At 38.5% G+C, this 19,480-nt stretch carries 18 protein-coding genes; 4 read left to right on the forward strand and 14 right to left on the reverse strand.

Annotated features, from left to right (window positions below):
* Positions 1 to 567: 567 nt before the first annotated feature.
* Positions 568 to 1,173 (forward strand): RraA family protein, encoded by a 606-nt coding sequence (locus SB717_RS11915; protein ID WP_029714758.1) that lies wholly within the window; start codon positions 568 to 570, stop codon positions 1,171 to 1,173.
* A 22-nt stretch (positions 1,174 to 1,195) separates the two neighbouring features.
* Here SB717_RS11915 and SB717_RS11920 read toward each other — a convergent pair whose 3' ends face one another.
* The 5 genes from SB717_RS11920 to proC form a co-directional block, all read right to left on the reverse strand.
* Complete coding sequence (locus tag SB717_RS11920) at positions 1,196 to 1,558, reverse strand: VOC family protein (protein ID WP_028408575.1); 363 nt, start codon at positions 1,556 to 1,558, stop codon at positions 1,196 to 1,198.
* 38 nt (positions 1,559 to 1,596) lie between these two features.
* Positions 1,597 to 1,794, reverse strand: a complete 198-nt coding sequence (locus SB717_RS11925) for a cold-shock protein (protein ID WP_013056990.1) — start codon at positions 1,792 to 1,794, stop codon at positions 1,597 to 1,599.
* A 353-nt stretch (positions 1,795 to 2,147) separates the two neighbouring features.
* Entirely contained in the window at positions 2,148 to 3,410 is a 1,263-nt protein-coding gene (locus tag SB717_RS11930; protein ID WP_410903787.1) for a glutamate-5-semialdehyde dehydrogenase, read from the reverse strand.
* A gap of 114 nt (positions 3,411 to 3,524) precedes the next feature.
* Positions 3,525 to 4,631, reverse strand: a complete 1,107-nt coding sequence (gene proB / locus SB717_RS11935; RefSeq protein WP_029714760.1) for a glutamate 5-kinase — start codon at positions 4,629 to 4,631, stop codon at positions 3,525 to 3,527.
* An 87-nt stretch (positions 4,632 to 4,718) separates the two neighbouring features.
* Positions 4,719 to 5,561 (reverse strand): pyrroline-5-carboxylate reductase, encoded by an 843-nt coding sequence (proC, locus tag SB717_RS11940; protein ID WP_410903788.1) that lies wholly within the window; start codon positions 5,559 to 5,561, stop codon positions 4,719 to 4,721.
* 451 nt (positions 5,562 to 6,012) lie between these two features.
* Here proC and SB717_RS11945 point away from each other — a divergent pair, with 451 nt between their 5' ends.
* Complete coding sequence (locus SB717_RS11945; protein ID WP_410903789.1) at positions 6,013 to 9,573, forward strand: CheR family methyltransferase; 3,561 nt, start codon at positions 6,013 to 6,015, stop codon at positions 9,571 to 9,573.
* On the opposite strand, the gene SB717_RS11950 is transcribed toward SB717_RS11945, so the two are convergent.
* The 3 genes from SB717_RS11950 to SB717_RS11960 all read right to left on the reverse strand — a co-directional run bounded on the left by SB717_RS11950 (position 9,570) and on the right by SB717_RS11960 (position 13,420).
* Positions 9,570 to 10,190, reverse strand: a complete 621-nt coding sequence (locus SB717_RS11950; protein ID WP_410903790.1) for a hypothetical protein — start codon at positions 10,188 to 10,190, stop codon at positions 9,570 to 9,572. The genes SB717_RS11945 and SB717_RS11950 overlap by 4 nt on opposite strands.
* Positions 10,187 to 10,786 carry a cobalamin B12-binding domain-containing protein gene (locus SB717_RS11955; RefSeq protein WP_410903791.1) on the reverse strand — a complete coding sequence of 200 codons (600 nt, stop codon included), beginning with the start codon at positions 10,784 to 10,786 and terminating at the stop codon, positions 10,187 to 10,189. Before SB717_RS11955 ends, SB717_RS11950 begins: the two co-directional genes overlap by 4 nt.
* Before the next feature lie 99 nt (positions 10,787 to 10,885).
* Positions 10,886 to 13,420: an AAA domain-containing protein gene (locus SB717_RS11960; RefSeq protein WP_410903792.1), complete on the reverse strand. Its 2,535-nt coding sequence runs from the start codon at positions 13,418 to 13,420 to the stop codon at positions 10,886 to 10,888.
* A 301-nt stretch (positions 13,421 to 13,721) separates the two neighbouring features.
* Here SB717_RS11960 and SB717_RS11965 point away from each other — a divergent pair, with 301 nt between their 5' ends.
* On the forward strand, positions 13,722 to 14,744 hold the full coding sequence (locus tag SB717_RS11965; RefSeq protein ID WP_410903793.1) for a LysM peptidoglycan-binding and 3D domain-containing protein: 1,023 nt from the start codon (positions 13,722 to 13,724) through the stop codon (positions 14,742 to 14,744).
* A gap of 20 nt (positions 14,745 to 14,764) precedes the next feature.
* Here the strand turns inward: SB717_RS11965 and SB717_RS11970 are convergent, their stop codons facing one another.
* The 4 genes from SB717_RS11970 to SB717_RS11985 form a co-directional block, all read right to left on the reverse strand.
* On the reverse strand, positions 14,765 to 15,241 hold the full coding sequence (locus SB717_RS11970; protein ID WP_029714767.1) for a GNAT family N-acetyltransferase: 477 nt from the start codon (positions 15,239 to 15,241) through the stop codon (positions 14,765 to 14,767).
* Between the two features lie 2 nt (positions 15,242 to 15,243).
* Positions 15,244 to 15,450: a zinc ribbon domain-containing protein gene (locus tag SB717_RS11975; RefSeq protein WP_013083089.1), complete on the reverse strand. Its 207-nt coding sequence runs from the start codon at positions 15,448 to 15,450 to the stop codon at positions 15,244 to 15,246.
* 165 nt (positions 15,451 to 15,615) lie between these two features.
* Positions 15,616 to 16,437: an MBL fold metallo-hydrolase gene (locus SB717_RS11980; RefSeq protein WP_410903794.1), complete on the reverse strand. Its 822-nt coding sequence runs from the start codon at positions 16,435 to 16,437 to the stop codon at positions 15,616 to 15,618.
* Between the two features lie 292 nt (positions 16,438 to 16,729).
* Positions 16,730 to 16,939, reverse strand: a complete 210-nt coding sequence (locus SB717_RS11985) for a cold-shock protein (RefSeq protein ID WP_013056977.1) — start codon at positions 16,937 to 16,939, stop codon at positions 16,730 to 16,732.
* A 144-nt stretch (positions 16,940 to 17,083) separates the two neighbouring features.
* Here SB717_RS11985 and SB717_RS11990 point away from each other — a divergent pair, with 144 nt between their 5' ends.
* A complete protein-coding gene (locus tag SB717_RS11990; protein ID WP_025752335.1) occupies positions 17,084 to 17,533 on the forward strand; it encodes a MarR family winged helix-turn-helix transcriptional regulator in 450 nt (149 codons plus the stop codon).
* A gap of 62 nt (positions 17,534 to 17,595) precedes the next feature.
* On the opposite strand, the gene SB717_RS11995 is transcribed toward SB717_RS11990, so the two are convergent.
* A complete protein-coding gene (locus SB717_RS11995; RefSeq protein ID WP_074681372.1) occupies positions 17,596 to 18,015 on the reverse strand; it encodes an organic hydroperoxide resistance protein in 420 nt (139 codons plus the stop codon).
* A 156-nt stretch (positions 18,016 to 18,171) separates the two neighbouring features.
* Positions 18,172 to 19,380 carry a DNA polymerase IV gene (locus SB717_RS12000; protein ID WP_410903795.1) on the reverse strand — a complete coding sequence of 403 codons (1,209 nt, stop codon included), beginning with the start codon at positions 19,378 to 19,380 and terminating at the stop codon, positions 18,172 to 18,174.
* Positions 19,381 to 19,480 lie beyond the last annotated feature (100 nt).

Here is a 19,480-nt window from a genome sequence, read left to right on the forward strand (position 1 = left end):
CCACTAAATGACTAACGTCACATATGTTTTTTCATGTATGATTTCCATATATGTTCCTACGTTTTATCATACCAAAAGGTTTCACTTTTTTATATAAAAATGCATCAAGCTCCATCAAATGTTCACAGGATTAAACATTTGCACGCGTTTCGTGTGTATATAAGACCATTTAAGTGTAAATCAGAGACATTCATAAAACTAACAAAAGTTCTTCCTTCATCCTCGTTAAATACAGCTTATTTTACACTTTGCGGAAAATATTATTTAAAGTAACTTTTGCAGAGTTCTTTCGTTTCTCCCTTTCTTTAATAATGTCTTTATAGGCTATCTTCTCCTTTGTTACTAATTAAAGGATATATGTGCTTATATGACGAATACCATACGAGAAACAGCTCCTCAAAAATATAGTAAACGGAAAAATTGGCTCTGCAATATTCTAGTGCTGTACGTTTGCAGTTAATTAATTGGCGGTCAATGCTTAACGTTATCTACTTGCCTTCTCATAAATAAGAGCTTTCTCTTATATGAATATGTATAGATAAACTAAAGTTAAAAAGGAGAGATACAATGTTGAATGAACAGCTCCCATTATCAACAGCAAATTTATCGGATGCAATGGAAGGTGCCAACCACTTAGACTTTTCCATTAAGCCATTGCAGCGTCATTACAAACTATTTGGGCCGGCTCTTACGGTAGATACGCCTGCTGGCAATAATTACTCAGTGCTTGAAGCGATTCGACTAGCGGAGCCCGGAAGCGTGCTCGTTATTGATGGAAAAAGCTACTGTAACCGTGCCTTAGCAGGAGATTTTGTAGTAGCCATGGCGAAGCTTGTTGGAATAAGCGGTATTGTACTAGATGGCGTTATAAGAGATCAGGAAGACATTGAAAAGCTCGATTTCCCCGTATTTTGTAAGGGCTCTACGATCGCAGCAAGCAGCAAAAGAGAAAAAGGAAAAGTAAATGAAAGCATTTCCTGCGGGGGCGTGAAGATTCACCCTGGCGATTTTATCGCAGGTGACGATGGTGGTGTTATTGTCATTCCTAAGGATGAAGCGGAAGAAGTATTAGCAAAAGCACGAGAAAAATGGCAAAAAGATAAAGACAGAGAAAATCAAGTATTAATTAGCAAAGAAACGGTATATACGTATTTGGATAACGCCCTAAAATAAAAGACCTCCGCTTGGAGGTCTTTTATTTGTCATATTGTAAAAATTCTAATCGATTTCCAAACGGGTCGTGGACAAAAAAACGCTCTCTCCCTGCAATAGGCTCTTCTTCAGAAAGAACACACCCCGAATTTGCCAACTTCCGTCTAAGCGTCTTGATATCTTCCACAACAAAAGCAGGATGCGCTTTTTTAGCAGGTATGTAGTCATCTTGAATACTGATATGCACTTCTTGAGTCCCACATTGAAACCATATGCCGCCTCTGTGCCTTAAATTTTCTGGCTTAAGAACAGTTTTCATCCCTAAAAGATTTTCATAAAAATTTCTTGCTTCTTGCTCGCATCCCTCCGGACCAAGAAGCTGGACATGATCAATTCCTAGAAACATCCACAAACCCCTTTCAAAAAACGTCTTCCTAAAAGTTATTAATCAATGACTCTAGGATTATGAATAACCTGCAGTTCTTTTACAGCTTGCTTCATTTCGCTTTTGCAAATTGGACAAGTTGGCTGATCTCCGCTTTTAAAGTTATCTCGAACCCAGCAATTACACGTATCTGATGTACATTCCCAAACTTTTGTTTCTTCAATAACAGCCGGCTCTAAATTTTTACGATTATACATACACATCGTCTCCTTTAAACAGTACTTTTTAAGTGGATAATAAATGAAGATTAACTTAGCGTGTAAATGTGGTAAATGGTGCAAGATAAAGTGATACTATACATCCGTAAATCAATCTTTGAGGAATACATACGGCGTCTTGAAAGACTAAAATAAAAATGAAGTTATAGCAAAGCAGATAGCAGTTGCTTTTCTTAAAACAACGGGATAGTCTGAAAAGAACAAAAATGAAGATCACAAAAATTATATATTTTACTATTATAACAGAGTTTATAATTTTTTACAAATCAGCTTCCATTTACTTGTCTTTTCAAAAAAAAAGCGAGCACATGATGAGGCTCGCTTTTCATTTCTTATCGAATTTGTCCGTTTCCACTCATAATATATTTAATTGTCGTAAGCGCAGGAAGTCCCATTGGACCGCGTGCATGAAGCTTTTGAGTTGAAATCCCAATTTCAGCTCCAAATCCTAAAGCTCCTCCGTCAGTAAAACGCGTAGATGCATTATGATACAGTGCCGCTGCATCCACTAAAGACATGAAGCGTGAAACGGCTTGTTCATCTTCTGAAATGATGGCTTCAGAGTGTTTTGTTCCATATGTTTCGATATGGTCAATCGCTTCATCCACACTCTCTACTACTTTCATCGCGATCGCTAAGCGTAAATACTCTTCAGCCCAGTCTTTTTCAGCCGCTGGTTTTGCTCCAGGAATTTCACCTACTGTCGCTTTGTCACCATATACTTCAATACTATGATCATTGAATGCTTGAATCAATTCATTTTTGTGAGAATCGAGCCAGTTTTTGTGTACAAGAACGGTTTCTGCTGCGTTACACACCGCTGGTCGATCTGTTTTTGCATTAATCAAAATCGGAATGGCCTTCTTAACGTCAGCATGTTCATCGATATAAATATGGCAGTTTCCGACTCCCGTTTCTAACACAGGAACCGTTGCGTTATTGACGACCGCTTGAATCAATGAAGCCCCTCCGCGCGGAATTAGCACGTCAATATGCTCTTTCATTGTAAATAATTCTTGCGTAGCCGCACGATCTGTACTTGAAATAAACTGTACCGCTTCTTTAGGAATTGGCGTTTCATCGAGAGCTTTATGAATAATGTCCACGATAGCTTGGTTAGATGAAATAGCTGAAGATCCGCCTTTTAACACAATGGCATTTCCAGATTTCAACGCTAGCCCTGTTGCATCTACCGTTACGTTTGGACGTGCTTCATAAATCATTCCGATAACGCCAAGAGGTACGCGTACTTGTTTTACATCTAGACCGTTATCCAATGTCCAGCTTGATAGAATATCGCCTGTTGGATCATCTAGCTCAGCAACTTCACGAAGGCCGTTTGCAAATTCTTTTACACGTTCCGCTGAAAGAGCAAGGCGGTCCATAAGCGCTTCGTCAAAACCTTTTTCTTTCCCGTTGTTTAAGTCTACTTCATTTGCTTTTAAAATATACTCCGTGTTGCTTTCAAGTGTAGAAGCAATGGTTAACAGCGCTTCGTTTTTTTGTTCTGTTGTTAGTAAACTTAATTGCTTAGCTGCTTTTTTTGCTGAAATAGCTTGTTCTTCTACTGAATACTTTTCATTTGTTTGTAACACCAAATCACTCCTGGATTCGTTTTAGTTTTGTTTGATTTTAAAGTGTGAGGCATAAGAGGTAACTGCAATCATGCAAAGAAAAGGAAGGGCTCCTTTTCTTTACAGCATGCTTGCTTACAAACCAACCGGTACTGGAATTTCTAAGTGACACACCAGACCTTCGCTGTCTACAATCGGTTGATCAATTGGCTCGTTCAGGGCAAGTTCATCAGATGAATAATTTGTCACGCCAAGAGCCAGCTCATTTTCGTCTTTGTCTAGAATACGTACAACTGCTCGTTCACTAAAGTGGCCTTTAATATATTTAACGTGCTCGCGAAGTAAAGGCTCTTTATCTTCAATAATTGCACGCTTCGCGGCATCTTCGACTACTATTTCCCCTTCAGGACCAGAGTTAAACGCAATCCACTGCTTTTTCTGATTGAGGTTCGCAGAATCATCTTCAGATTCAAAATACGTTCCTGTTGCATCGCCGTCAACTGCTTGTGTTAAAATGTTTGGCACGCCAGCTCTTCCTAAAAATGCTGGAATTCCTGATGCCATAGCGATTTTGAACGCGTCAATTTTCGAGCGCATACCGCCTGTTCCAACTGAACTTCCTGAATCTCCTGCAGATTCTTCGATGTCTTGCGTGATTTCCCCTACGTGAGGAACTAATTTTGCATTTGGATCCTGGCGAGGGTCCGCGCTGTATAAGCCATCGATATCCGATAAAATAATAAGCAGGTCAGAATCCACTAGTCCAGCAACTTTAGCTGAAAGTGTATCATTATCGCCAAATTTTAATCGATTGATGGTTACCGTGTCGTTTTCATTGACAATTGGCACAATGCCGCGTTCTAACAGCACGTTAATTGTATTTCGTGCATTGTTGTAACGATTTTCGTCTGAAAAATCGTCTCTCGTAATTAAGATTTGAGAAGCAACGTATCCATGTGATAGAAACAGTTCTGAATAAGCCTCCATTAACAGTCCTTGACCGATTGAGGCAGCTGCTTGTTTTTCAGGTAAAGAGCTAGGTCGCTCTAAGCAGCCAAGCTTGCGGTATCCTGCAGCTACAGCTCCTGATGAAACCAATAGTACTTCATGACCGCTATCTTTTAAGTCTACGACTTGATCCACAAGGCGCTCGAGCTTCCGTCTGCTGATTTCACCGTGTGAACTTGTTAATGAACTACTTCCAATTTTAATTACAACCCGCTTCTTATTGTCGGGACTCATCAAATCACTCCTAGTGTGTTCTGTATGTTTTCTTGTTTATGATTATTTTTTTGTGGTGAGGAATTCACGAAGAAGATAAGTGACGAATTAATTAGTACTTGCCACTTTTTGTAGTTGAGCACTCATTTCTTTTGAACGCTTTGATGCTCCTTTGACTGCTTGCATCATTGCTTCTCCGCCGCCGTGTTTAGCTAAGGCGTCTAAACCAGCTGCTGTTGTACCGTTTGGAGACGTCACATTTTCACGAAGCTCCGTCGGCGTTTTATCTCTTTCCATCATCATTCTTGCTGCACCGTAAATGGTTTGGGCGCCAATTTCACGTGCTAGCTCAGGATCGAGACCTTCTTCTTTAGCGGCTTTCTCGATATGCTCCATAAGGAAATAAAAATAAGCGGGTCCACTTCCGGCAATCCCTGTGAAAATGTCCATTTGAGGCTCATCAATCAAGTACACTTTTCCGATTGCAGAAAGCAGCTCTTTTGCTGTTAGCACAGCATCCATTGCAGCATATTGACCTGGAGATATAGCCGTTGCTGATTGCTGAATCATACTTGATGTATTCGGCATCACTCGAATGACCTGCTGTTCATCATGCAACAACTCTTCCATGTAAGAAGACGAAATCCCTGCAAGAACAGATAGGACAAGCTGGTCTTTGTTGATTTGAGGCTTTAATTCGTTTAATGCCTCTTCAGCGCCTTTTGGCTTCATCGCTAGAATAAAAACGTCAATGTCATCTGTTTTCAGCTCGCTGCGCTTTACTGCTTTGATACCATATCTATTTTCAAGTTCGTGCAGTCGCGCATCATTGCTTCGATTCGTTACGATAATATTTTCAGTGGGTAATTTCTTTGCATTGACCATACCAGAAATCATCGCTTCTGCCATTGATCCAGCACCTAAAAAAGCAACTTTTTGTTTTTGATCCATCAAATCTCCCCTGTCATTTGTTCGTATTTTTGTTCTCGTTTCTTTCAACGGTTCCTATAGTAACATGCTGAAAAAGAGTGTCAAGTTGAATTTAACCGTTTTTTTCCTCCTTGAGCGTATAACCTTATGCGCATGTAAGCGTAAACAAAACTTTTTTAAATATTTTTTTCTGCAAAAAAAACCGATTTTTTTTATAAAAATACGTTTATATAAAGAAAATCGGGGCATATTATATAGTTTGGACTTTAAAATTTTTTGCGAAAAATAGAGGAATTTTGAAAACGTTATTTGAACAATATAATAGGTTTGCTAAAATGAACCTATGTACCAGCATCTTGGTTTTTTTTTGAAAAATTTACTTTTGATGTAAACCACACCGTGCTGTCGACATTAAAATAAACAAAACGACATACAATCTAGGAAGTATCGAAACATTATTGGAGGTTCTATTATGAAGAACAACTCGTTTTCTACAGTTCCATCGTCTTCAGAAGGAATAGAGAAACAGGATTTACACGTTGTGGGAATTGGCGCTTCTGCCGGAGGGTTAGAAGCTATTGAGCAGTTTTTCGCTAATATGCCTTCATCAAATGGAATGGCGTTTATTATTGTGCAGCACCTTTCCTCTAAATATAAAAGTTTTATGCCAGAACTTTTAGCAAAAAAAACAGGAATGAATATCAAACTGACACAAGACGGGATGACTTTACAAGAAGACACAATTTATTTAAATCCTCCCCATCATTATGTGACGGTTGTGGATCATACTCTTCACCTTCGTCCTTATGAAAAAATTGATCAGGTAAAGTATCCGATTGACGCCTTTTTTCATTCTCTGGCTGCTTCAAAAAAACACCGGTGCACAGCCATTATTTTATCGGGCAAAGGAAATGATGGAACAGGAGGAGCAAAAACGATACGAGAGTGCGGCGGAACTGTACTTGTACAAGATGAAAGCACAGCAAAGTACAGAGATATGCCTCTAAGCGCTATTGATGCCCACCTTGCTGATTATATTCTTTCTCCTGCTGATATGCCTGACCTTGTGCAAACGCATGTCAGCCAAACTGAATTTACATATAATGAAGAAACGCTGCAATACATTTATTCATTAATAAAGAAGAAAACAGGCATCGACTTCTCTATGTACAAAAAAAACACGGTGCTGCGACGACTTGAAAAGAGAATGGCCTTACTCGATCCGCCCTCTCAAACGATGGAAGAATACCGGGACTATTTATGTAAAGAAGCCGAAGAAATCGTCGAACTGCAGCGAGACTTGCTGATTGGAGTGACGCAATTTCTTAGAGATAAAGAAGCATTCTCTATTATTGAAGAACAAGTCATCCCTCAATTAGTTGAAAGAAAGATTCATAGTCAAGAAGATGAAATCCGCATCTGGGTAGCAGGTTGTTCTACTGGTCAAGAAGCATACACGTTAGCTATTTTGCTTCATGACTATTTATCAACAATCAACCGTTATTTCGATGTCCGAATCTTTGCTACGGACATCGATCGTCATGCAATCAAAAGAGCGAGCCAAGGCATTTATGAAGAAGCGGAAGTTCATTCCTTCTCAGCAGCTCAGATTAATGAATATTTTGAGCAAACAAAACACGGTGGTTATCAAGTAAAAAAAATAATCAGGAAAATGATTGTTTTTGCCCCGCATAATATAGGAAAAGACTCGCCTTTTGTAAACGTTGATTTAATTAGCTGTCGAAATATGATGATTTACTTCCAAGCTGAACTGCAGCAGCGCATTTTGTCTCTTTTTCATTTTTCTTTGACAGAAGAAGGCGTACTTTTTTTAGGGCCTAGTGAAACAACGGGAAATTTGTCTGATTTGTTCCGCCCTATCAACAGTAAGTGGAAAATATTTAAGCGTTCAGGACAGCCCAGCCGACAAATTACGGGAGCTTTTAATCTTTCAAAATCCAACTTGCATGAAGGTGATTTTTCTAGCGTACCGCTGCCAAGTCAACTTTATAAGCCGCTTCCTTCACTCAAACTAGATGAGATGTATCAGTCAATGATTGATCACTTTATGAGCCCTTGCCTTGTATTAAATGAATACAACGAAGTGATCTTTTGTTCAAAAGAAGCGACTCAGCTTATTAACGTTCCTGTTGGAAAAATCAATTATACAATTTTTAAAATGGTTCCCGTTCACGTCTCTTTAGCCATTGGAGCAGCTATTAAACGCGTCAAAGAACAAGGTATGAGCATATGCTGTCAGCACATTGAGTTTGTCATAAACAACGTTCAGCGCCGTTTTAATATTACGATATCAGCTCTTCCAACAAATCACTCTCTTTACTTACTTATGTTTGATGAACAGACAGATAGTGCCGTTATTGATAAGGAAGAGCCCATGTTTCTTAATCAAACAAGCTCTATTAGTGAGCTTGTAGTAGATTTAGAGCAAGAGCTTCATTACACGCAGCAGCATTTGCAAACAACGATTGAAGAGCTAGAAACAGCAAATGAAGAGCTAAAGTCCACGAATGAAGAACTGATTGCTTCCAATGAAGAGCTGCAGTCCACAAATGAAGAATTGCAGTCTGTTAATGAAGAGTTAATTAGTGTTAATAATCAGTACGAGCGAAAGATTGAAGAATTAACGGACTTGAATAATGATATTGATAATTTATTAATCAGTACCACTATTGCTACCATCTTTTTAGACGAGCAGCTGAATATTAAATTATTTACGCCGGAAACGAAAACAGTGATCAACGTTCTTCATCAAGATATCGGAAGACCTTTCTTTCATATTTCGCATAACTTTAGATATGACCATCTAATCGAGGACGCAATGCACGTTTTAAGAACAAATAATACCCTTCAAAAAGAAATTCAAAGCTACGATAACCAATGGTATAGCATGAAAATGATGCCTTATCGTACGAACGAGAATTTAATTAACGGTGTAGTTATTACGTTTATTAATATTACAGAAATTAAACGATCAAATGAAGAATTGGCTATTACATCATTTGCAGTAGCTCACAGTCCTACGGGCATTTTTATTACCGACCATCAAGGTAAAATTAAGTACATTAATCAAAAATTCATGGAGCAAAAGCATGCGCCGCAAGAAGTATTTGGGCTGCACCTCTATGACTTATATACAAAAAAGCTAGGCGTTAAAAGATTCCCTAAGATTTGGAATGAAGTATATAGAGGAGAAAAATGGAACGGAGAAATTTCCTACGTTCAAGAAGACGGAGAAACCGTTTGGGAACAGTTAGCCTTAATGCCTGTTAAAAATGATCAAGACGAAATCATCCATTACATTGGGTTAAGCGAAGACATTTCACAGCGCAAACAGTCGGAAATGATGCTCAAAAATTCAGAGATGCTGTCAGCACTTGGACAGCTGGCTGCCGGCATTGCCCATGAAATACGAAACCCTCTTACATCATTAAAGGGCTTTTTACAGCTTATGATGCAAGAAGAAACGTATAAAAAAGAATATATGGATGTCATGATGTCCGAATTTAACCGCTTAGAACTGATTATTAGCGAACTGCTCATTCTAGCCAAACCCGAAGTCGTAAAATATGAAAATAAGCAGATAAATTTAATTCTTCAAGACGTATGTACACTTCTGCATACACAGGCCATTCTTAAAAACATTACTATTTCAACAGATTTTGAAGAAAAATTACCTGTTGTTCATTGCATTGAAAAAGATATGAAACAAGTATTTATCAACATGGTGAAAAATTCTATTGAAGCGATGGATGACCCTGGGTCTATTCTGGTGGTATCTAAATTTGATCCAGATACAAATCAAGTAGTCGTCCAAGTGATAGATGAAGGAAAAGGCATGCCGAAAGATCGATTAACACGAATTGGCGAGCCTTTCTATACAACAAAAGAAAAAGGAACAGGATTAGGATTGATGGTGAGTCATAAAATCATTAGTAATCATAAAGGAAGCATTTCGTATGATAGTGAAGAAGGAAAAGGAACAACAGTAGAAATTCGATTGCCGCTTTCTTAATGTACTTTGTTCTTCTGTCTTAAACAGTCAAGCTCCTGATTAATTAAATCTTGAATGTCAAACAAATGTGTAGAGACCAATTCAATATATTCTCCTTTTCCTGCTTCAATTACGTCGGAGCGGATAATACTCAAGAGGTCTTGAATGGTTAGCACATTTGTTTTCATTTCTCGAAAATGACGCTGAAGATCAACTAGCTGCATTTTTTTCGCCGTTTCTACATCTGTTTCCCTGACTGAAAAATTTTGGCTTACTTGTGATGAGTCTTGCATAAGCATAGAGCGAAACTGTTGAAGAGTTGATTGAACACTCGTCATATGCTCGTGAATAGGATAGCAGAAAACAGCGTGCAGCGAATGATAGGCTTCAGGCTTAAAATGAAAATCAAAAAGAGCAACCGGGTTAGAAAACGTGCGCATATTTACTTCAATTTGCACTTCTTCCTTTCCCTGGAGTGCTCTTTTTACTTTTTCTTGACTGTCTTCATCAACTAGATCTAAAAAGTTCTGAACAGGCGGGAAATTTTTCGTGACGCTTGGTGTAAATTCAATTATTTCGTTGTCTTTATTAAGTAAAAACATTGGAACCGGAATGTGTTGAATCGGCAAACTGATCATATTTCTTCCCCCATTACTAACATTTTATCTTGCGTCGAACTTTCTTTATTGTTGATTAGAAGCCAGTCTTTAAAAGCTTGAATATGATTAATGAATATGGTTTTTGAAGATCCTGAAGCCGATAAGTCATGCGTATTGAGAAGCCTTCTGCCTACTAATACAAGAGGACTTTGCGGCATGTTTTCAATCTCAGCAATGTATTTTTGTAAATCAGGCAGCAAATGCACTTGTGAGACGGACAACCATACTGCATCAGGGTCCCACTTCTCGATACTTTTTAAAGCGAACGGTAGCGGCAAATTGGCTCCTAAGTTTTTCACTTCCCATCCATGTTCTCTCATAAGTCCTGCAATCATTTTAATGCCTAAGTAATGCTCTTCTCCTTCAATGCAAAAAAGAAGGGCCCGATTACGCTGAAGCAATTGCTGCTGTGAAAGCTGAAAGCGAGTTAACACATAGTCACAGGCTGCAGTAGCCAAATGCTCGTCCGCGACTGAAATTTTATTTTCTTTCCACCTTTTCCCTATCTCATACATCGCTTCTGTCAGAAACATATATACGTCGGTTGAAGAATGACCTTCTTCTATATATAGCAATGAGCAGCCAGCTTTTTTGAACGTCTCCTTCTAGCAAACAATCAGCTAAAGCCGCTACATTACGAGAGTAAACGATAAGATCACGCCCTTTTCCTAAAGTTACAATAAATCTCTAGGCAAAACTTCCTTTTTGCACGATGGACAACATGCGTAGACGCCTTTATTTTCATCATAATCTACGTTCATCGGCTGCTTGCATGCTTTACATACAGCATGTACGTAGTTTAAATATTTTTCTACTAATAAACGTGTTGCCCCACTTGTTTTCCCGCAATAATAGCAAATAAACCTTACTTTTCCTTTTTTTGTTATCTCTACTTCTCGCATATGCTGACAGGACTCACAGCGATCCCAGCTGCGAAGGTAATCGCTCAAAGAATATTGTGGTTTATTTGTTTCTATATACATTTTTGTTTCTTGATTTCTTATTTTATCTTCCGTAAAGTCAATTGACCGAAGAAGCTGTTTAGCACCTAGCTTTGACTCAATTCTAGCTGCCATAAATGCTTCATTCTTTCCGCCATAAGGCATATTGATCCATATAGTGGATTCATCGATAATAAGCAGTGACATCGGAACAGGCGATGAAGTGATATGAGCACCGTCAATTCGAACTTCTTTTGGTTCACGAGTAAGAACGGTCACTTCTCCTTTAAACGAATGTAACATATCCCGTATTTCTTGAGAGACAAGGGAAGCATAAGGAATACACAATAAAATCTGCTGCTGAGCTTGATATAAGTCTTTTTTTAACTGACTGCTGTTCGATGGATGGTACCAAACCAATTTAGGATGCTGAATGACTTCTTTTAAAAATTGCTGAGGTTGGTATACTTTTTGACTTTCGTTAAAGTGGTTGACCAATTTCCATAACGCTCGCTCTTTTGGTACACGCTGCTGGACAAACGACTCGTCTGAAAGCATCATAAACTTCCCTTTTGAACGCGTCACCGCTACATTTACTAATCGGTCGCTATTTTCATTTGTTAAAAGTAAACCTGGTTTCGACTGCGGCTTTGTATCGACCGTATCAAAAATCATGATATCTCGTTCTGCGCCTTGAAATTTGTGTACGGTTGCTGCAATTATACCGCTAGCTGGTTCAATATCTTGAAGAAATGCATTGACCAATTTAGCTTGAGACTTATAAGGAGTTACATAGCCAATAGTAGCCGAAGAAGCTTTGCGTGCCCGCAGCATCAAACTTACCGCCAAAACAGCCGTTATCACATTGTAGCGTGAACCGGAAACAACATCTCGCATAGCGGAAGCATGCAACTGACCAATGTTAAGCATAAGCGCTGCTTCATGAGCAAACGGCCGGCTGCTTGCTACTGCTTCTCGACTTGTTGTGACAGATGGATGGTCCCCTACTCGATTGCTGTAAATATAGCGATTTGTAAAAGCGGAGATATCTTTATGCATTCTTCTTTGCTTTGTCAACATAAAAAGATGCGGGTGTATCTCACCGCTTTCTACTTGCTCTACAAGTCCTGTCTGCTCAAATAAATCTCGCTGCAGCCACTTCTTCACTTCGGCATGAGAAGATTGAGATACCGGGGGAAGCTGTTTAAAATCGCCGCATACGACAATTCGTTTTCCTAACGCAGCTGCAAAAGCAATTTGCGGTGCATATGCCATGCTAATTTCGTCTACCACAACCATATCAAATTCACTTTGATAAAGTAATCGGTCAATAGCCGCTTTTGATAAGGTAGTGCCTACAATATACGCTTGATTAAAAACATTTTTCTCCGCTTCAATCCACTTGTTACGAAGGGCGTTTAGCTTTTTGTTCACTTGCTGAAGCTGGTGAGCTCTATTAGGATACCTGCTTAAGTAAACTCGTTCTTCTTGTAGCTCCCGCATCTCCTGAGCTAAATCCGGATCATCTTCTCCAATGACTTCTTCTACTTTTATATTTTCTAAGCCGCTGCTTTTTGTTGCTCCGTATCGAATAAGTTTTCCTTTTTTCCAAGCTTCTTTCTTTTTTAACTGACGTGCAGTTTCTTGCAGTAAACCGTCCACCGCTGCATTACTGTGAGATAATAAAAGAATCCGCTTTGATTTCCGGTAATAGCTTGCCGCGATTTTGGACAGCGTATATGTTTTTCCCGTTCCAGGAGGCCCCCAAATATAAGTAGTACGGTTATAACGCGCGCGCAGCAACACTTCATGAAGAGCATTCTTAGACGTATACTCCTTATGACGAACAGGACTATTACCTCTCATAAGACGTTTGATTCTCACTATTTTTTGCTTGTAATCTTTCGCTTCCGTGAGTCTATCAATAAGAGCCTGCAATAATTCCCATGGTTCGTTATATATATCGAGTTCGTCTACTTCTTGTCCAATAAACGCATCTATTTTAAGGTACAAATCAAGCCCTTCTGTTCCGATAACTTCTCCTTTACTTTCTTTATGCTGGTGGACAAGGCGTACCTGAGCTCCATCAAAAAGGTATAAATCGGCTGTGCGTTCAAACCGGTAAAGATACGCATCTCCCTGCTGCCCTAAGTATTCTCCTTTTCCTACCGTATACTTTTCTCCGCCGTGTTTCTTCATATAATTAATCTCAATTGAAAGTGCGCGCACCCATGCTTTTAAATATGAAGAGATAGAGCGTTTTTCCATAGATGTCTAACTCCCTTTTCATCCGTTCATTTCTAACTTGTCTATTCTATCATGTCATTTGAATATAGCATAGCTTCTTTCTTCTTCATTTTTATAAAAGCAGAACACCTTTTTTGCTATTCTATCTCTCCAGATAAATTAAGACTTTTTTCATCATAATTGTAAAAAAAACGCGTTTTTTCTATAACTTTAGACGTATTGTTACAAACTTGTAATATAAAACCTACCATTTTGTCATGAGTTTGTTACATATTGCTGATAGAATAAGAGACAACTATTGGAAATAAAGGAGAATTATTAGATGAAAAAACACATTTTTACATTAGGGGCCACAGCTTTAGTATCAATTGGAATTGCAGACGCAGCATCGGCTGACACAGACACACATAAAGTAAAAGCTGGAGAAACGTTATTCAGCATCTCAAAGCAGCATAATGTAACAGTTGAAGACTTAAAAAAGTGGAATGGTCTTTCTTCGACATTAATCTATGCAAACCAAACATTACAAATTGGATCTACATCTACTGACTCTTCATCTAGTTCAACTCCAACTACAACATCTTCAAATCATACATATACAGTAAAATCAGGTGACACGCTTTATCGTATCGCTAAAAACACCGGTACTTCTGTACAGCAGCTAAAAGATTGGAATAACTTATCTAGTCATTTAATTTATGTGAATCAAGTATTAAAAATAAGCGGAACAGGAACAGTTTCGTCATCACCTTCAGCACCTGTACAAGAAAAAACAAACGAAACGCAGGCATCCCCGGCTCCTAGCAACAGTAAAAGCTACAAAGTTCAGCCTGGAGATACAATGTGGAGCGTAGCACAGCGACACGGCATTGCAATTTCTCAATTAAAACAGTGGAATAACTTATCGTCTAATACGATTTACATTAATCAAGTGCTACAAGTAGGCGGACAAGCTGCAGCTCAAGCAAAACCATCAACGCCAGCGACTACTGCTCCTTCAACACCGTCGACTTCAACGCCGGCACCTGCTCCAGCGCAAGAAAGTAAGTCGGTTTCGAAAGAGATTACAGTTGAAGCAACAGCCTATACTGCTTACTGTGCGGGCTGCAGCGGAATCACTGCTACAGGCATCGACCTAAGGTCAAATCCTAATCGAAAAGTAATTGCAGTTGATCCTCGCGTGATTCCATTAGGTTCTCGCGTATACGTAGAAGGTTACGGAGAAGCAATTGCTGGAGATACTGGCGGTGCGATTAAAGGTACTCGCGTTGATTTATTTATGGCATCTCAAAGCTCAGCTTTAAATTGGGGACGCAAAACGGTAAAACTTCAAATTTTAGATTAATCACTAAAAGCAGAAGCGTGTTAATCGCTTCTGCTTTTTAATTTTTTTTCAAACATAATCATATCGATAGCTTGCAGGCCATTCTCGTAAATCGGTGGAACGTACTGCAAAAAGAAATTCTTTTTGACACCCCTTTGATAAAAGCCTGCCTTTTTATAAAATGCTATGTTTTCAAGACTGGAGTCCGCTGTTCCTACAATCATTTTAGAATAATGGTTACCTTCATACAGTACTTCTAACTTTTTAATAACTTTGCTGCCGATTCCTTTTCCTCTGTATGCTTCTTTTAAACCGATATTCTTTACTTCTACTGCCGATTCCTCTTCATCGATGAGGCACTGCACAACTCCTATTTCGCTCTTTTCATACACAATGGTAAATAAAGAACCTTCATTTATATACGACTTCACCACTTTTTCGTCTTCATCCCCTATTAATAGCAGGTTTAAATAGGAAGCGCGCCGGTCTTTATCAATTTCAATAAGATCGATACACATTTTCATCCTCCAAAAAATAAGTCAATAATATTGCTGCCTCTTGAAGATGATTTATTATATAGCTCTGAATACCCGCAGCTCGTGCAATATACCACTGTAAAGTGATTGTGCTGAACATCTAAGTATCTAGACAGTCCCGTTCCCGTTGTAGCAATTTCTTTTGTTTTTGCTTCTGTATGCCCGCATTTTATACAACCGTTTTTCCCCATTGTCGTACTCCTTTATAAATAAAATAACTTCTTATTTATATAAACGGACAGAAAAGGAAAAAGTTTCGTTTAATTGATAAATAAAGGAAAGTAAGAAACCGCATCTCCAACAGAAGATGCGGTTTCTTACTTTTAATATCGACGAGATGACTGTACACTCGATTTCTATAACAGCAATTCTCTTTTCATAATTTCAACGTTTTTCTGATGACATTGTGCGGTGAAGTCAGAGGGAAACGCCAGTTTATCATTCAGCTTATCGAGCGCTTCTTTACTGTCTTCTTTCACTGCAGCGTGCAGTTCGTCTAAATAAGAGCTGGCCATCTCCACTCGTCTTTGAATTTCAGCTCGGTGATGTGTCGTTTTCCCGTGCCCGGGAACTAGCGTTAGATTTTGGTGCTTGGCTAAAATATGTCGCGCAGTCGCAAGCGTGTCGCGGTAATCGTTTACACTTTCATATATGTACGGATATTCAAAATCCGATAAATAATCCCCTGCAATCCATATCGAATCATCGACAATCATAAATAGGCCATCGTTCGTATGACCTTTTGCAAAATAACAGGTAATGGATGTTTCACCTAAAGCAATGTGCTGTTCATTTTCGGTTACCACAATATCCAGCTCCGGGAATATAATATCATGAGATCTTTTTATATAATAGTCATGATCAAACTGCTTAATCATTTGAACTTTTTCTTCTTTGTCCGGATGATGTTCTAAAAATTTGCTGCCGATAAAGGTGGCATTTAATTCTAAGAAAGCGCCATATCCAATGACGTGATCAAAATCTCCGTGAGTAAAAAACACGTACAGGTTGCGACGATTTAAGATCTCTTGAACATGCTGTTTAATTTCATTAATTTCGTGAGGAAGCCATGTTGGATCAACAACAATGACACAGTCTTTTGTTTCAATCACTGCAGATGTTGTTTGAAATAGCGCGCTTTCAAAAACCGTCATTTGCTCCGTTTTATATTGAATCATCGAGAACAGCTCCTTATTTTTTCTATCACCTTTATTATAGCGGAAATAGAAAGGTAAGGGCGCGTATGACGGTTTATAAAACGAAACTATGCAAGATGTGATAAAATGCGGAACCAGCCAAATAATGAAATCCAAATAGGAATACTAAATAAGGTTCCCCAAAATAAACCTTTCAAAAAGTTCCCTTGATTCATTCTGATATTCCTCACCTTCATCGTATGTTGGTTCTTAGTCTAGCGCAGCTTAATGAAATTTTAGTGAAAAATAAAAAAAGAAGCAGCAGCTTCTTTTTTTATTTATTATAAAATTGGTGATCGTACTTAATTTTCGGCAGCTCGCGTACTTCCTGCGACATTTCCGTTCCGCACATCGGACAGTTATAATCAACCGTAACAAAATCTTCTCTCATCCACCCATTACATGATTCAGATTGACACGCATATACAGTCGTATCCATCATTTGATCTACTTCTTCTTCTACGGCTTTTTTTGCAAAATACATGTGCACAGCTCCCTTTTTTTCTTAGTATATGTAAAATTCCCATTTTTTATTTACGGCTTGATTACTTTTTCATCCGGCGTTATTGGACACCACTATTTAATTGTGTATAATTAAATAAAAAGCAATAGACTGGAGGCAACATGAATGGAACAACTTTATAAGCAGCTGCAGCTAGAAAATCAGCTTTGTTTCTCAATTTACGCCACGTCTCGAGAAATTACAAAGGTGTACAAGCCGCTGCTCGACAAATTAGGAGTAACTTATCCGCAGTATTTAGCCCTTCTTGTTTTATGGGAACATGAAACACTCAGCGTGAAAAAAATGGGCGAACTTTTGTATTTGGATTCAGGCACTCTTACTCCTATGCTAAAAAGAATGCAGGATCAAGAATTAGTGATTCGTCAGCGTTCTCATGAAGATGAGCGCGTTGTTTTTATTAGTTTAACCGAAAAAGGAAAAAACTTACGTGATAAAGCTTGTCATATTCCAGAAGAAGTTTTTAGTATGACGAATAAGTCACAGGGAGAATTAGAAAAACTGAAAGAAACCCTGCAGGAGTTATTGCAATCATTGCATACGTACAATCAAAAATAGACCATATAAAATTGCACATAAAAAAACGCCTGGATTTAAGAAAAATCCAGGCGTTTTTTTATTTACTCAGCCGTTGTATTTAACGTTACGTTAACATTTCCACGCGTTGCTTTAGAATACGGGCAGAATTGATGTGCATCTTCTACTAGCTTCTCAGCTACTTCTTGTGAAACGCCTTTAATATGAGCGTTTAACACCACGCCAATTTTAAAGCCATCATCAGTGTGGTCTTTTAGTAGACTTACTTCTGCAGTAATAGACGAATCAATGTCTTTTTTTTGTTTCTTAGCGATTAAATTTAAAGCACCGTCAAAACAAGCAGAATATCCTGCCGCAAACAGCTGCTCGGGATTTGTTCCTTCTTCTTTGTTATTTGGAGAAGGATTTACAAGGGTTAAATCAATAATACCATCATCTGATTTAACTCGACCCTCTCGGCCTCCAACCGCTGTTGCTTTAGATGTAAATAGTACGTCTGACATAAGATCACCTCATAGATTATTTTATGTAATTTCATTGCAGACAATCAAAAAAGTCGCAATCAAATTCATTTTGTAATCACTTTGATTACCGTGATAGTAATTTACTTCCCCTTCTATAATGAGTGTAAACCTATTATTTTATACAAAAAAAGAGAGTTACCTCTCTTCTTTTCCTCTTTGTTTTTTTAAACCGCTTTGAATAATGTTATCTCCATATTTTTCACGCAAACTTTCGACTGCTTTGTATAAAGGCTCTTTTTTTGCTTGTTCTCCGTATGTAAACAAATCCAGCTGTTCTTCTTCTTGGAGCTGGTGGCTCACTTGAAGAGCTGCTACGCCCAATAAACGAATCGGTTCTCCGTTCCAATGCTTTTGAAATAATACCGCACTGTAATGAAAAAGATCGTTTTGCTCGCTAATTGCTTTTGAAATAGTTTGGCTTCGAGTAATGGTTTTAAAATCACTATATCGTATCGTTAGTTGAATCGTTTTGCTTACAACTTTTTTCGCTTTCATACGAGAGCTTACAGAATGCGATAGTTTATTTAAAATAGGCAGAACTTCATGTTCATCTACTGCATTTTGAGATAGCGTCGTAGAGTTTCCAATAGATTTAAACTGTGATTGGCGATCAGGGTTCACCTGTCGATCATCTTGGCCCCGCGCTCGGTCTCTCATCACTTCTCCTTTTACTCCGAGAGTTTGCTTAAGAAGACCGGGAGCGGCGTTTGCTAGATCACCGACCGTCACAATCTTAATCGCATTTAGCTTTTCAGCTGTCTTCTTACCGATTCCGTTCATTTCCTCTACGGCTTTTGGCCAAAGAACTGTTTGAACATCTCTTTTTCGAAGGACGGTAATTCCTAAAGGTTTTTGCATATCACTTGCCGTTTTAGCTAAAAATTTATTCGGTGCGATTCCAATTGACACAGGAATTTGCAGCGCCTGTATTAAATGCTGCTGAATGGACTTTGCTATGTCAAGAGGAGAGCCTAATTCAGCACAGTTCGTAATATCCAAATAGCCTTCATCAATTGAAGCGGGCTCTAAAAGAGGTGAAATGGTTACTAAATAATCAAACATGTTTTTGGACACTTGGCGATATAATGGAAAATTAGGTTTTATAACAACCAGCTCGGGGCATTTTCTTTTCGCTTCCCAAAGAGGCATAGGCGCATACACTCCGCGTTTACGAGCAATATAGTTACAGGTTACAACAATTCCTCTTCGTTCTTTTGGATTGCCAGCAATAGCAAGAGGCTTATCTTTGAGCGTATGATCATGTGCGGTTTCAACAGATGCATAAAAAGCATTGGCATCAATATGAAGAATAACTTTGCCGTTTTTAGGGTACATCATTTTCATACTATCACCTCTTTCTGTATAATTAATCCCCGAAAGAAGAACGTACATTCTTATTTATTATAACTCTTTTTTCCTAAGTTGTGCGCACCTATACTTTATT

This window comes from Priestia sp. SIMBA_032 (assembly GCF_046535215.1).
Classification (GTDB): domain Bacteria; phylum Bacillota; class Bacilli; order Bacillales; family Bacillaceae_H; genus Priestia; species Priestia aryabhattai.

Bases quoted from the DNA above. Each gene is read 5' to 3' on its own strand.
- SB717_RS11945 (WP_410903789.1), top strand. From the start codon at position 6,013: ATGAAGAACAACTCGTTTTCTACAGTTCCATCGTCTTCAGAAGGAATA.
- SB717_RS11965 (WP_410903793.1), top strand. From the start codon at position 13,722: ATGAAAAAACACATTTTTACATTAGGGGCCACAGCTTTAGTATCAATT.
- SB717_RS11960 (WP_410903792.1), bottom strand. From the start codon at position 13,420: ATGGAAAAACGCTCTATCTCTTCATATTTAAAAGCATGGGTGCGCGCA.
- SB717_RS11915 (WP_029714758.1), top strand. From the start codon at position 568: ATGTTGAATGAACAGCTCCCATTATCAACAGCAAATTTATCGGATGCA.
- SB717_RS11995 (WP_074681372.1), bottom strand. From the start codon at position 18,015: ATGTCAGACGTACTATTTACATCTAAAGCAACAGCGGTTGGAGGCCGA.
- proB (WP_029714760.1), bottom strand. From the start codon at position 4,631: ATGAGTCCCGACAATAAGAAGCGGGTTGTAATTAAAATTGGAAGTAGT.
- SB717_RS11980 (WP_410903794.1), bottom strand. From the start codon at position 16,437: ATGATTCAATATAAAACGGAGCAAATGACGGTTTTTGAAAGCGCGCTA.
- SB717_RS12000 (WP_410903795.1), bottom strand. From the start codon at position 19,380: ATGAAAATGATGTACCCTAAAAACGGCAAAGTTATTCTTCATATTGAT.
- SB717_RS11920 (WP_028408575.1), bottom strand. From the start codon at position 1,558: ATGTTTCTAGGAATTGATCATGTCCAGCTTCTTGGTCCGGAGGGATGC.
- SB717_RS11950 (WP_410903790.1), bottom strand. From the start codon at position 10,190: ATGATCAGTTTGCCGATTCAACACATTCCGGTTCCAATGTTTTTACTT.
- SB717_RS11990 (WP_025752335.1), top strand. From the start codon at position 17,084: ATGGAACAACTTTATAAGCAGCTGCAGCTAGAAAATCAGCTTTGTTTC.
- proC (WP_410903788.1), bottom strand. From the start codon at position 5,561: ATGGATCAAAAACAAAAAGTTGCTTTTTTAGGTGCTGGATCAATGGCA.
- SB717_RS11985 (WP_013056977.1), bottom strand. From the start codon at position 16,939: ATGTATTTTGCAAAAAAAGCCGTAGAAGAAGAAGTAGATCAAATGATG.
- SB717_RS11925 (WP_013056990.1), bottom strand. From the start codon at position 1,794: ATGTATAATCGTAAAAATTTAGAGCCGGCTGTTATTGAAGAAACAAAA.
- SB717_RS11975 (WP_013083089.1), bottom strand. From the start codon at position 15,450: ATGGGGAAAAACGGTTGTATAAAATGCGGGCATACAGAAGCAAAAACA.
- SB717_RS11970 (WP_029714767.1), bottom strand. From the start codon at position 15,241: ATGTGTATCGATCTTATTGAAATTGATAAAGACCGGCGCGCTTCCTAT.